This is a genomic window from Pseudoalteromonas sp. CO348, assembly GCF_004208845.1.
Taxonomy (GTDB): Bacteria; Pseudomonadota; Gammaproteobacteria; order Enterobacterales; family Alteromonadaceae; genus Pseudoalteromonas; species Pseudoalteromonas maricaloris.
Genome location: NZ_SGPI01000029.1, coordinates 85,856 through 98,816 on the forward strand (window position 1 = coordinate 85,856; position 12,961 = coordinate 98,816).

At 39.5% G+C, this 12,961-nt stretch carries 13 protein-coding genes; all 13 read right to left on the reverse strand.

Annotated features, from left to right (window positions below):
* Positions 1-17: 17 nt before the first annotated feature.
* Entirely contained in the window at positions 18-560 is a 543-nt protein-coding gene (locus tag EXT48_RS14300) for a hypothetical protein (RefSeq protein ID WP_130164855.1), read from the reverse strand.
* Entirely contained in the window at positions 557-1,513 is a 957-nt protein-coding gene (locus tag EXT48_RS14305) for a hypothetical protein (protein ID WP_130164856.1), read from the reverse strand. Before EXT48_RS14305 ends, EXT48_RS14300 begins: the two co-directional genes overlap by 4 nt.
* 3 nt (positions 1,514-1,516) lie before the next feature.
* The gene (locus EXT48_RS14310) at positions 1,517-2,356 is read right to left on the reverse strand and encodes a general secretion pathway protein GspK (RefSeq protein ID WP_130164857.1); all 840 of its coding nucleotides are present in this window, start codon (positions 2,354-2,356) and stop codon (positions 1,517-1,519) included.
* Positions 2,349-3,032: a type II secretion system protein J gene (locus tag EXT48_RS14315; RefSeq protein WP_165384114.1), complete on the reverse strand. Its 684-nt coding sequence runs from the start codon at positions 3,030-3,032 to the stop codon at positions 2,349-2,351. The genes EXT48_RS14310 and EXT48_RS14315 overlap by 8 nt, the downstream gene beginning before the upstream one ends.
* Complete coding sequence (locus EXT48_RS14320; RefSeq protein WP_205125748.1) at positions 3,019-3,447, reverse strand: PilW family protein; 429 nt, start codon at positions 3,445-3,447, stop codon at positions 3,019-3,021. The genes EXT48_RS14315 and EXT48_RS14320 overlap by 14 nt, the downstream gene beginning before the upstream one ends.
* Positions 3,428-3,871: a prepilin-type N-terminal cleavage/methylation domain-containing protein gene (locus EXT48_RS14325; RefSeq protein ID WP_130164859.1), complete on the reverse strand. Its 444-nt coding sequence runs from the start codon at positions 3,869-3,871 to the stop codon at positions 3,428-3,430. Before EXT48_RS14325 ends, EXT48_RS14320 begins: the two co-directional genes overlap by 20 nt.
* Positions 3,855-5,045: a type II secretion system F family protein gene (locus EXT48_RS14330; RefSeq protein ID WP_130164860.1), complete on the reverse strand. Its 1,191-nt coding sequence runs from the start codon at positions 5,043-5,045 to the stop codon at positions 3,855-3,857. The genes EXT48_RS14325 and EXT48_RS14330 overlap by 17 nt, the downstream gene beginning before the upstream one ends.
* The gene (locus tag EXT48_RS14335) at positions 5,042-6,709 is read right to left on the reverse strand and encodes a GspE/PulE family protein (RefSeq protein WP_130164861.1); all 1,668 of its coding nucleotides are present in this window, start codon (positions 6,707-6,709) and stop codon (positions 5,042-5,044) included. Before EXT48_RS14335 ends, EXT48_RS14330 begins: the two co-directional genes overlap by 4 nt.
* A complete protein-coding gene (gene gspG / locus EXT48_RS14340) occupies positions 6,690-7,094 on the reverse strand; it encodes a type II secretion system major pseudopilin GspG (RefSeq protein WP_205992091.1) in 405 nt (134 codons plus the stop codon). The genes EXT48_RS14335 and gspG overlap by 20 nt, the downstream gene beginning before the upstream one ends.
* A gap of 211 nt (positions 7,095-7,305) precedes the next feature.
* The gene (locus EXT48_RS14345) at positions 7,306-8,013 is read right to left on the reverse strand and encodes a thioredoxin domain-containing protein (protein ID WP_130164863.1); all 708 of its coding nucleotides are present in this window, start codon (positions 8,011-8,013) and stop codon (positions 7,306-7,308) included.
* Positions 8,014-8,681: 668 nt separating this feature from the next.
* Complete coding sequence (locus tag EXT48_RS14350) at positions 8,682-10,478, reverse strand: hypothetical protein (RefSeq protein ID WP_130164864.1); 1,797 nt, start codon at positions 10,476-10,478, stop codon at positions 8,682-8,684.
* A 248-nt stretch (positions 10,479-10,726) separates the two neighbouring features.
* Positions 10,727-11,605, reverse strand: coding sequence for an O-antigen ligase family protein (locus EXT48_RS14355; protein WP_130164865.1), 879 nt, complete (start codon positions 11,603-11,605; stop codon positions 10,727-10,729).
* Positions 11,606-12,066: 461 nt separating this feature from the next.
* Entirely contained in the window at positions 12,067-12,960 is an 894-nt protein-coding gene (locus EXT48_RS14360; RefSeq protein ID WP_130164866.1) for a Wzz/FepE/Etk N-terminal domain-containing protein, read from the reverse strand.
* Between the last annotated feature and the right edge of the window lies 1 nt (position 12,961).

Consider the following 12,961-nt stretch of genomic DNA (forward strand, 5'->3'; position numbering starts at 1 on the left):
CAGTATTAGAAGGTTTTTCATTTCTTTTTATACACCCTCACAAACTCAATGTTAGCAGTTACATGTCCTTTACGAGCCTTAGGTTGGAACATGGAGACTTGCCTAACTCTATTTCCTTTACTAATGTTTTCTAACTCAGATAAAAGATTTAGAACACGATTATAATCTCCAGACACATTTATCATCCCGGTAAAAGCAGAATAAGTGCTGTTAATAGCAACTTCTCGCTGTGGTGTCTTGTTATTAACTTGGACTTCTACTTTTTCTATCGCCACATCAACAACTTCAAGCCAGAGTAACGCAGGATCTTCTTTTTCACTTAACTGTGGAAGCCCTGCGTAATGCTCCAGTTGAGAGTCTAATATTTTTAGTTGTGCATCAATCTCATCATACTGAGCAGCTACAACCGCTTGCTTAGATGCAAACACTCTAGCGGCAGCAATTTCATCCATCGATTTTGAAATCCAATCAATCCAAGGAAAGATTAAAAACTCCATAGAGATAAGAAGACCTATAGCAGCCCCTCCCCATTTTTTTATCAATTGCTCACGTGAGTTCACAGCCAAACTACCTCTATTGTAAACGCCTCACCGCCTGCTTTTTGCTTTATAACTGGCCCTGAAAACTTTGCTTCTTTGACACCAGGAGAACTAACAATCTGCTTTAATAAGTCTGTTGCAGATCCTACTGTGACACCTCGCAACTCAACCCCTTTAGGTATTACTGTAACCCTTTCAAACAAAACATCCCTGACGTTTAATTGCAAACCTGCGAGCTTATTCAATACATTTGGGTTATCAGCTAAAAATTGCTGTAATTCTTTAACTGAATCAACTTGGTTATTATATTGACGTCGTTTATCGATACTTTCATTCACTTGAGCCTGGTTTAACTCTTTTGCTGAATCTAACGTCATTTTATTCCAAAAGACGTAACTAGTAAGTGTGATAGCAGCTATACCACTAGCAGCCAAAAGGCCATAAGCTAAGTTTCTATTCGAGAGACGCTCCCTTCTTTTTGGTTTACTTCGCTTTATTCGAAGTCCAATTAGATCAAACCATAATAGTTGAGATTCGGATAACGAGAGCTGGCTACTATTTTCATGGGCTAAGCTAAGAGGCCAGTTATTCGAGTCTTCTACTTCGCAATAAAGCGGCAGAATGAATTCGCATGAATCAGGGATCAGCTGATAAACATCTCTAGGGATGACAAAATATTCGATACTAAAGTGACTTTTACTTAAGTTCCTAGCACGCCAAAAAAATACACCTTCAAATGGAGGCAAAGCTTTACTTTGTGCCTTGATAATATTAAAAATCTGATTTAAGGAAGACTTTGAATACTGCTTCGTAGTTGCCCAAAAAAGATTTCTATCTAGCACACAGGCTTCTGATAACTTGACTTTGACAGCAGGGCACTGCGTATCTACAAGCTCTTTTTGGCTATTAAGAAAGTATCTTTTATGCACGACCAAAGCTGTCGCATCATTGATATTTTTATTCGACAACATCATGAGCTAGTTCACTACTTCTTCTTTACTTACAAAATATGGTCGTAATCCCGGACCTCTCTCAAAATTAAAACGCTTTGAGTAATTTACAGGCCCCTCAAATGTGATTTGAATAGAAAGTTTTCCACTGGCGATACTATCAACACCGCCTTCGCCCTCATCTTGCGAAGGTGTTTGCCCCTCAAATCCAAACGCAGAGTATAAAGACTTAGGTGTAAATTGTCGAACAATATAGGGATTGACCCTAAGCACCAAAAATGGCTGAATTTGTTCAAATAAATTATCATTTTGAAGAATGTAGCGCAGCTCTTCAACAGTCTGCAGCGCTGTATTATTAGGTAAATAAGGCAGCGCGTAATCTCCCTTTTCAGCTCCTTCTAGGCGGCGGAAATTGTCGATATCCTGCCAATCATCAAAGCGGTCCATAATTTGGTTTATGTCGCTAGAGTCAGTGCCATAATGTAATAATAACCGCTTAAATGCACCTTCATTCAATGGCGCGAGCGATACTAGACCACTTAGATCTTGAGCACGCACATGAAGGTCGCCCCGTTTTGTAACCTCCCCCCTAAAGTTTTTTAGTGAAGGATCTATTAACTCAATCCCAGGATAACGAGAGTTTGGCCCCAAAATACCTAGCGGTGTTGTCATTAACTCATAAATAATTTCAGATTGAGCATTATCGACCGCAATTTTAGCCCTATTGTGTTGCTTGATCATATTTGCCATATTGGCCGTATTGTTACCTTTTTCCGACATAAAGATCATCATACTTGCCATTGCGGCAGTGATCATCAATACTAATAGCAATGCTGCACCATTACTTTTGCCTATTCTGCTATTCACTACTTGCACCTGATAAGGAAGGTGGAATTCTAGATATTCGATAGATCAAATGATTGACCTTATCGCGCGTACTATCATTTTTGACCTTAATACGAATAAAGAGAGGCATTATTCTACGCTGAGATGCATAGAATGTATCATTCCAAGTGGGCTTAGGCTTCACAACTATATCTAAGTATTCGGAGTAGTAATTGCTAAACTCAAGCCAGTCTTTCCAACCAAAGTATTGAAACTCAAAGCTTTGGCTGGACATAAATGAAATGCTCTTCTCACAGTTACTCTCATGAATTTTAAAGCTACTTAACGAAACAACACCCAGAGGGACTTCACAATACAACAAATCACGGTCTTTAATATACAGTGTGGATACTGCAATTGGCTCCGATATCAATACTGGAGAACGAGTCACAAACGCAAATCCCCCTTTTTCTCCAATAAAAAAAGGAACTGTTTTGCCAAGTTCGTCTACATACCCATAAGGGAATGCCTCTCTAATTTGTTGATTCACAAGTTTTACTCTAGAAAGCTTGTCAATATCATATCTGCTATTTGAGCTGGTTAAATTTTGTAGGGAGAATCGATAACTCATTACAGCAAGTGCAATTACTATCGAAAAGATAACCATTGAAATTAATACTTCAATCAGGGTAAACCCAGTTCTATTACTTTGCTTCACGCCAGAATACATTTTTGAACTCAGTAATTTTTTTGGGGGCTGGGAGTAATTGAGAAAAAACAGCGCATTTATATAAAATCATCGTTCCATTTGATGTTTCACCGCTTTCACTACCACCAACGCTTGTCAAGGCTGGTTTCTCTGATACCACTTCAACTCGCCAATAGTAACTTTCACCATCATATTTGTACTCACCTTCAACCTGAAGGTTATACTCATACTGATACCTTACTTCATCTTGAATATATTCAAGCATGTAGGATTGCTGTGCCGTTGTAACAAGCCTTCGCTCGTTCAATAACATAGCTTGAGTAACATAACTAATTGCGCTAATAGATATAAATAAAATAACAGAAGCAATTAGCACTTCAATTAGTGTCATCCCTGTCTGCTGCTTAGAACTCAATCGTTTCACTTTTCTCTGTGTCTTTGTAGGTAAATGATAATTTTTTAGCCACTAAATAATTGCTAGAAGACAATTGAACCGTTTCACTTTCAAAACTAAGCTGTGAGAACGTTATTGATTTAAGTGCTGATAGCTTAGCTTTCTCGGAGGACTCATACTCAACCTTTGGTTGTGGTATTTGTGCTTCTCCAGCTTCCCAAACCTCTATGTTAAACCCTTCAAGACGCAGTTCTAAATCACGCCCTCTATAAATTGAGTACTGTTTTGCATATTCAAGCAAAGATTTAAGTTGCTGCTTTTCGGAGTAACGCTTAACTTGTTCTAATTGCTCCCACATATTTGGTAGTACCACAGAACTTGTCAGGCCAACTAGTACCAACACAATAAGCAGTTCGATTAAAGTAAAGCCTTCTTGTTTAGAAAGAGACATCATTCATCGACACTATACTTAGAAGCATCACGATTACGACAGATCCAACTATCCCCCCCATTATTAGTATCAGTAGTGGCTCTAGTAATGCTGTAAATTTAGTTAGCCAGCTTTCGAAACGATTTCGAGAGCGATTAGCTATCTCACTAAAAGAGCTTGCTAAGCTACCACTTTCTTCACCCACAGTAATTAGAGAAATAGCAACGTCATCATACAGGCTAACCCCCTTAAGTTCGTTACTTAAGACACCACCACTACTAACAACGCCCACCACTTTCGTAAGTTTTGCGTGAAGTCTAGGGTTAGCCACCGTTTGCAAGGCTAACTGTAAACTATCAGATAGGCTAACACCACTTTCTAATGTCAACTGCAAAGCCGTTGAGAACTTTATACGATCTGAGTGGGTTACTATTTGCTTTACAATAGGGAACTGAATCACCGTCGAAAATAGCTTTTTTCTTAGTAAATCTCTTTGCATAGCACTGTATAAAGCTAAGGCGCATAAAAATAAGAAGATTAGTAAATGAAGCTGATAGTTTTGAACCCAAGTAGAAAGGTCTAATAGCAACCTAGTGTATTCAGGGATCTCTCCACCATTGTCAAACATAGATGACATACTAGGAATGACAAAATTAAAAATAGCCCAGATAGCAGAAATACAAACGAACAATATGAAAATGGGGTAAGTTGATGCTTGAATAACCTTACTTCTCAATGCACTTTGAAACTGCAAGTTTTGACTTAACCTAGCGAATACCTGAGGCAAGTTGCCTGTTGCCTCACCAATTTTCACCATTTCAATATACAAAGTTGAAAAAATATCCGTTCTTTTCGCCAGCGCTTCGCTTAGCACGGCTCCTTGCTTTATATCAGCCAGAACAGAGGCCCATACTTGCCCAAGCGCAGAGTTTCGATTAGATTGGGCAAGCACATCCAGAGCTTTGTCTACACGAAGGCCATTTTGAAGTAAAGTAGACAACTGGCTAGTTGACTGCTCTAAGTCGTTAAGAGATACTTTTTTGCGAATACTTCTTGTTCGTACCACTTTTATTTCAAGAACCAATAGATCCTTTGACTGTAGCTGAGTATATACCGAACTTTCACTTTCAGCCGTAAGTTCACCCTTTTCTATCTCGCCTTCTGAGTTACAGACTTTATATCGGAATACTTGACTCACCCAGCTACCCTCAATACTTCCTCTATAGTTGTCTGACCATTTACAGCTTTCAGAAAACCATCTTGCTTAAGCGTGCGAAGCTGCTTTTGCTCCATCATTTCATAAAGGCTGTCGAGAAGGCGCTCATCTTTAGGCAGTTTCTTAACATCTAAATCACAGGGCAAATACTCTAAAAATGCGACGCGACCAGAGTAACCAGTGTTCTCACAGCGTTCACAGCCTTTAGCTTGATATAGAGGTTTATCTACTCCCTCTGCAACCTTAGATAAATTATATCGCTGATATAGTTCTCTTGTTTCTTGTTCACTGAGAGGTTGTTTACAGTGATTACACAAAGTTCTGGCAAGTCGCTGCGCCATAATGGAAACAAGACCAGCGTTTAATAAGTATTCTTGAATACCCAAATCCAATAATCTCGTATAAGCAGAAGGCGCATCGTTTGTGTGAACCGTACTAAAAACTAAATGCCCAGTTAGTGCTGATTGCAAAGCTATCTTAGCAGTTTCATTATCACGGATCTCACCAACCATGATTACGTCAGGATCCTGACGTACAATACTTCGAAGTCCTGCTGAAAAATCATACCCAATCTCAGCATTCACTTGTACTTGATTAATCCCCGGTAATTGATACTCGATAGGATCTTCTAGGGTAACAATTTTAATATCGGGACGATTTATTTGATTCAAAAAGGAGTAAAGAGAGGTTGTTTTGCCTGAGCCCGTAGGTCCAGTCATTAAAATAACTCCGGATGTTTTTTTAAGATCCTGGTTTATTTTATCAACAAGATCGGCTGAATAGCCGAGCTTTTCCAAATCGAATTTAACAGCATTTTTTATTAGAAAACGCATTACAACACTCTCGCCAGTACCCAAGGGTAATGTCGAGCAGCGAATGTCTAGGTCAGTAGCACCCGCTTTCATTTCTATTTTACCGTCTTGTGGGCGTCTCTTTTCGGCAATATCCATCCCTGATAGAATCTTAATTCTTGAGATAACAGCTAGCTGAAGATTGTTGGGTATTGGATCTGCTTCTTTTAAAATGCCATCAATTCGATATCTAGCTCGATATTTACCATTAATAGGTTCGATATGTAAATCTGAAGCTCCGAGCTTTACCCCTTTGTTTATTAGGCTATTTACCAGATTTACAGTTGGCGCGCCTAATGCTAATTCTTTTAATGCACTTAAATTATCACTTGAGATAGAAAGCTCAGGCGTATCTGAGACTAGCGCACGACATTGTTCAGCTAGCAACTCAAAGTCTTTCTTTGTTACAGCGTAAAACTGCTTTTCCTGCGTAATAAAACGAAGATAATCTAATGCATCGCGGCTATGCGGGTTAGCGAATACTATGCTCACCTCCGTCTCACAGACAGAAACAGGAGCCATATCATTCTCTAATAGAAGCTCTAAATTGATAGATCTTAAAAAGCTTATATAGTTCGCTGAAGTGCCTAAGTTATCATTCCATTTTTTGCAACTAAGTAATGTGCAATATAACTCACAGAGCTGATCTTCATCGATCCAGCCAGAATTCAATAGTACTATCTCAAGTTGAGAAAGTGCACCTCTCTCAAACTCAGCGACTTGCTGCAGCCGCTCACTATTTAATATTTGCTGGCTGCCAATATACTCATGAACCTTAGAGTTCCACGTCTGCATCTTCACCTTCGCCACCAGGTTTGCCGTCTCGGCCAAAACTCTTCAACTCAAATTGCTCGCTACCATTTTCACTGATAGCTTTATAACTGTATGGATTACCCCAAGGGTCATTTGGTATTTGCTTTGGAAAGTAAGGTCCATCCCACATTTCTTTGTTACTTTTCACAAGCTCATCAAGAGTCTTTGGGTAGTAACCTATATCTAATCGATAAGAGTCTAACGCAGTTGAAATAACCTGCATTTGCGCTTTTGCAGTACCCTCTCTAGCAGTACCTACCTTACTAAACATTCGAGGCGCAACAACAGAGGCTAAAAGCCCCAAAATTACCATAACAATTAACAACTCCACTAAAGTGAAACCCTTAATTTTTTTTAACTTTTTCATTTGAATACTCATTTAGTCAATGCTGTTTATATCAAGTAGAAAGCCGCGACCTGCGTAAGACACCAACAACTCAAATTAGTTCCTGCACAATGTAATCAGGACTTATGACATAATAAATGCATAATTCTAGAGTGGAACCTCGTCATAAGTGGGTCGCATTTATACCGCTGAAATCTAACATACAACGGTATAATTTTGAACTAGTATGGCTTTACTTTAATGCATTAATTGCAGCACTTAGTTTATCAAAGCCACCACCTGTTACTATTTGATAATCCACTAATATACCGTCTTTCTGCTTTCCAATCACAAATGAAGGAGTTCCATCTAAACCGAGAAGTTGAGCATCAGTAATTGAACGAGAAACTTCTGCATGTACGGATTTATCCTCTAAACAAGCATTAAACACAGTTTCATCTAAGTTAAAATCAGTGGCAATTTCCTTTAGTGAATCCGTTACTATGTTATTTCCTAACTCAAAAAGCTTATCTTTAACTCCTTCATACTGGCCTTGCTTATTTGCGCAACGTAATACAACAGCGGCATAACCAGATTTTGGGTGAAGTTTAGTTAATGGGAGCTCACGCGCTAACACAGCAACCTCACCAGAATCAACAAACTTGCTCTTAAATTCGGGCCAAATTTCTTGTTGGAATTTTTTGCAATAAGGGCAATGTAAATCAGTGTATTCAATCATCACAATACTGGCATTTTTATCGCCAATCCATTTACCTTCGTTGGACAGAGGTAATGTGTCTGGCTTTACCAGCTCAGCAAGTCCAACTCTGACGGCTACTTGCTGTTGAATTGTTTTCAATTTTTCCACTTCTGCACGTAGCTCTTTAAGCTCAGCATTCTGAGTGGTACTACACCCTATTAGTAAACTTGATAATGCTATTGGTAATAACCAGTTTTTCATTGAAACTCCTTAATTTAGGCTCTTTTTTATGACAGGTTGGTCCGGACAAACACAGGTTGTTGGTATACCTGATCAATCTTAGTTTTGGGTAACAAATAACTTTGTGATAACTAGCATTGACTCTAAGTTCACCAGATCTGCTTCACTAATATTGGCATCAGATTATAACGGCGTTTTGATACGCAGGCAGCGTTAATTATAAAACTCACTGTGTTGATAAAGGTATAGTTGCGATGAACTTCAAAATGAAACAGTCAGTCCATGATTTACCCAAAACTCATTTTCATAACCACCTTCGAAAACCCACGCCACACTCATATATCAGATAGCAAGTAGCAAAATATTTAGCCTCGGCTATTTGAGCTTTACTGCCTCATTGGTTTCTGCACGAAACGGTAATGTTCGATACAGCTTCCTTGTCTCGAAAGAGATTACTTAAGTAATCAAATGAATATCTGTACGCTTTGTTCCCCTCTAAAAACATAATCTGTAGATATATTTTCCACCCCATTAGGTCATCTATACTTAAGGTGAATGATGTTTGACGCTAATAGAGTCAACGTCGACCAAGAAAATAGTAATAAGGCACAAAGCCAGACATTACACTATGATGATAAAAAAACCCTCGCAAAAGCGAGGGTTTTTAAACTATGGTAAGTAATTAAAAATTACTGAGACCATTCGTTTTGGTCTAGTACTGGCATTACGCGGTCAGTACCACCAATGATTTTCTGTACAGATACACCGTGTACTGAATCTTTAGGAGCAGTAACTGTGAATGTTACAGTATGACGATTGTCAGCTGATTTAGCGTTTGCAGCGTTTGTACCTAGAGATTCTGCAGCGTAACCGCCGTCAGCACCAGTGTAACCTTTCTGAGCAACTGCTTGCTCGATTAGCTTAGGCACGAAGTAAACTACAGAAGACTTCGCAGGAACTTGACCAAGTTCAACAGCAGTTACTTTACGAGCACCAGTGTTACCGTTAGCTGATTCGCCAAATACGTCAACTGTTACTTCAGCCGCTTCGTCGTGTTCGTTAGTAACACGTACAAAGTTACCTTCAGCGTTTACTACGTAAGGAACTTTAAGAACTGCACCGTTAACGCCAACTTTGTGAGTTACTTTGTTATCTTCACAGTGATCAAGTTCACCTGCTGTACCGAAGTCTAGCGTGTAGTAAGTAGTAGCGTCATAGTTGAAGTTCATGATGCCGTCAGTTGGGTTATTCTCAACTACGTAGTACATTGCATTGTAAGTTGCACCAAGAAGTGGAGCAGTTGTCTGAGCATTAGGCTCCGCATCACCTGTACCAGCATTTGGAGTGAATAAGTCAACAGCTTCTGTGTTGTATACAGTAGCAGCAGCTTGAGTTAAACCAAATGAACCAGGTACTGTACCAGTTTGTACAGGAACAGATGTGTCTAACACGCCTGTAGCAGCCGTACGGCCATTGTATAGACGCATTTTAACGTTTGCGCCTGGCTCTGCAGTTGCAACGAAAGCTGTTTCTAAGTGGTCATCAGCGTCTAGAGTAATAGCTTGGTCTAGAAGTGCTGCACGGTTATAGAAACCGTTCTTGTAAATCGCTTGTGAGCTAGTAGCTACTAAACGGTTGTTAGCTGCTGCATTGTATACAAATTCAGTACGAGCAACGATCGCATTGCCTTCAGAATTTGAGCTTTCAGCATTAACCTGAACTTCAGCAGTTGTGCCGCCGTGTAGTGCGTAGAACTGAGGAGTGATATCAACAACTTTCTGAGCAGCTGAAACAGCACCTTGGATGTTATAACCATTACCACCATCTGTAATAGCAGAAGTAGACTTGATTGTTACAGACTGTGTTGTAGAAGCTGTAGTACAAGTTGTGTTAGCAATCTTGATACCTACTGGATCGATAGCTGTAGAGTCAGCACCCGTAGAAATACGAGAGAACGCAAGACGAGTACCTGCACCGATAGTAATACCAGCTTTAGTTAGGAAAGTGATAGAAGAAGCACCATCAACTGTACCATCCGAAGATGCTACCGCTTCAAAGTTAGTGTTTGCACCAGAACCATCAGCATCTTTTACTAGGTGGATTTGGTTAGCGTTACCAGCGAAAGTTGCGCCACTAAGTTCGATAGTGATTTTAGTACCACCAGGGATATCAGTAGTAGGGATGTAAACGATGTGCTGGTCAGTGTTAGTACCATCAACAGCGTCAAAATCTAATGTTAAATCACCAGTAAGCTCGTAAGCAACTTTTGCTTCGTTAGTAGCTTCAAGGTTTGCTGCAGTTGCACCTGTACGGCTAGCTTCTGCGATACAAGCTGCACCGCCGTAGATAGTATCAAAGCCTGTAACAGCTAGTGCATCTGCGCCTTTGTAAACTTCGAAACAAGCTTCAGTACCTGCGTAAGCATTACCTGCTAGTACAGCAGCAACTGCAGCAGGAATTAAAGCGACTTTATTAAAACGCTTCATTTTTATCTCCATGTATCCGGTGGACACTTTATGTTTTCAGTTAATATTTACACACTCTGGACACCAGAGCATAGCAAAACGTTAAATAAGTTAAAGGGCCCGACCGATACTGCACAAACATGTAGCATCAAATCTAGGCTCGTCTATTATGATAATAAGCTAAATTAAATTCAAGAGCTAGCGCTAAATTAATATGGTTTTAAAAGTAACATAACAAGTCATATTCGCAACCTTTTCATAAAGATTAATCACCCAATACCACCACGATACTTTCCATTTACATCTGAGAACAAAAAGTAACCAGACAACACATAGCCAAATAGCAAATAAAAGGTAGGCAGCGTTTTGAAGCGATCGCTTATCGCCGAAGAAAACCCAAATAGCAAAACTTCTGAGGCGACCAAACATGCTACAGCAAACGCAAGCGCGGTTTGAGTTTCATTCCTCTCGGAGCATAAACCCTTTTTATATACATAACAACAAACTAAGAAAAATACAAACTTAATTACTAGAGCCGCTGTTAATCCTAGAATTCCCCACTTAATAAGGTGAAATCCATAGAAAGATTCTATTACCTCTATCCTAGTCTCAAGTTCTAACCGATTTGAGCCTTCAGACAATGGCGGTAACTGTGATAAATATTCGCCTGCCAACGCAAGCTCTTTTAACCGGTGGCTAGTCGAGCCATCAACATCTCCATCTTCACCACCAAAAGTCTCAAGAATATAAGAGACTTGTTCAAACTCTTCACTAAAGGCTAGAAAAATTGAGATGCTAGACACAATCATAGCAAACAATAGTAAGTACGAAGTTTTGCGCGTTCTTGCGCCTGTGAGCCAAAAAGCAAGACCCAAAATTCCTACCGTCGAGAATAATCCACCTCGACTAAAACTCAAAAACATTGCACAAAACGCAACAAGCACAATTAACCACTCACCAACCGACATTGATATTCGCCTAGCAAAAAAGCTGAAATAGTAAAAAATAAAAAATGACAGATAAAACGAAAAGTCTGAAGGGTAACCATATGTCCCTGACCAACGATAAAAGTGTAGCGGCATGTCATCACTAGGCCGCCCCTTAAATATATCAACGACAGGCCACAGCGCAGGAATGTAAATCAACATTGAAATAATCACCTGAAATACAAACATTTTTTTGAAGAACACAAAAAATGTACGTAGTTCCCTTTCATCCAATGGATAGATCAAAGGGATAAGAATGTATATCAAGTAAATAAGAGGGCGTAAATAATCGGGCAAATCTTTAAAGGTTAAGAAGTTCGTAAAAGCCAATGAGACGGCCATATAATAGCTTATCATTACGGTGCAAATAGCCACAACAGCAGTGACGAAGCCTGGTTTAAAGTACGTGCGTCTAATCATTAAAGATAAAGCTACGAATACAAAAGCAAAAACATGTAGTACTTTTTGTGCGGTAGGGGCCCCTAGAGTATGAGGCAAAACTGGGAATAAAAAAACAAAGAGCCAAACAAGTTTGTTTATTACAAGATTATTAAATATCACGATTAACCTTACATACCCAGCAATTGTGCTGGGCATACCTATCAAGGAGCAAAGTGCTATAATTAATTATTAGTCGCCCTCAGGCCAAAGACTATTACGTATCCAGTAGCCAACACTCCACCTAACAACGCAAAAATTACCACGATCAGCGCCCTGTTAGGACCGTACTTACGCTCAGGAACAATAGCGGGATCGATAACTTTAAAGGCATACTCTTCTTTAACACTGGCCAGCATTTTGGTTCGGTGTTGCTGCTCGATCAACTGATAAAACATTTTTTTAGTTTCAAGCACTTTAGTACCTTCTAGCGCAGCTTCTAAATAATCAATACTTTTATTAGCATCAGAGATTTCTTCTTGACGGATCACTTGGTTAATATCTTTCACCAATAGATCCGTAATTTCTTTAGCTACAAAAGGAGATTGATGAAGCACCGATAACGCAACTAATCCAGTCTTAGCATCAATTTCCAACTTAAAATTGTCTTCAATAAATTGCTCAAAAACCATATTTATCGATACAGGTTTTTCTGCATCCACATCAAATTGCGCAAGCCTATCCACATCATAGAGCAACTCCCCTGTCTCCCATACATACGACTTCGCAGCATAGATTTTTTCTTTTAGTCTATGTTTTTTAATAAACTCGGTTAAAAAAACACGGCTCTTGAAACGCTCTAAATGCAGCAACGACTTGTCCGCAGAGCCACCGCCAAGCTGCACACCAGCGAGCGCCGCAAGCCCTCCAAGTTGCCCAGATAAGCCACCACTACTATTTGACGGATTACTTGCTGGGCTTAGAAGAACTTGAGACTGATAGATATTCGCTTTAGAGAGTGCAAAAGCTATACCTAATCCGACAAACAAAGCTGTGACAACAATAATAACTAATAATCGTTGCTTTACTAAAATGAAGATATCTCCAATTGAAACATCTTCGTTATTTTGTTTAGACATC

Excerpts from the sequence above, each read along its gene's own strand:
- EXT48_RS14355 (WP_130164865.1), bottom strand. The coding sequence starts at position 11,605 with ATGTTGATTTACATTCCTGCGCTGTGGCCTGTCGTTGATATATTTAAG.
- EXT48_RS14335 (WP_130164861.1), bottom strand. The coding sequence starts at position 6,709 with ATGCAGACGTGGAACTCTAAGGTTCATGAGTATATTGGCAGCCAGCAA.
- EXT48_RS14360 (WP_130164866.1), bottom strand. The coding sequence starts at position 12,960 with ATGTCTAAACAAAATAACGAAGATGTTTCAATTGGAGATATCTTCATT.
- EXT48_RS14350 (WP_130164864.1), bottom strand. The coding sequence starts at position 10,478 with ATGAAGCGTTTTAATAAAGTCGCTTTAATTCCTGCTGCAGTTGCTGCT.
- gspG (WP_205992091.1), bottom strand. The coding sequence starts at position 7,094 with ATGAAAAAGTTAAAAAAAATTAAGGGTTTCACTTTAGTGGAGTTGTTA.
- EXT48_RS14345 (WP_130164863.1), bottom strand. The coding sequence starts at position 8,013 with ATGAAAAACTGGTTATTACCAATAGCATTATCAAGTTTACTAATAGGG.
- EXT48_RS14325 (WP_130164859.1), bottom strand. The coding sequence starts at position 3,871 with ATGATGTCTCTTTCTAAACAAGAAGGCTTTACTTTAATCGAACTGCTT.
- EXT48_RS14305 (WP_130164856.1), bottom strand. The coding sequence starts at position 1,513 with ATGATGTTGTCGAATAAAAATATCAATGATGCGACAGCTTTGGTCGTG.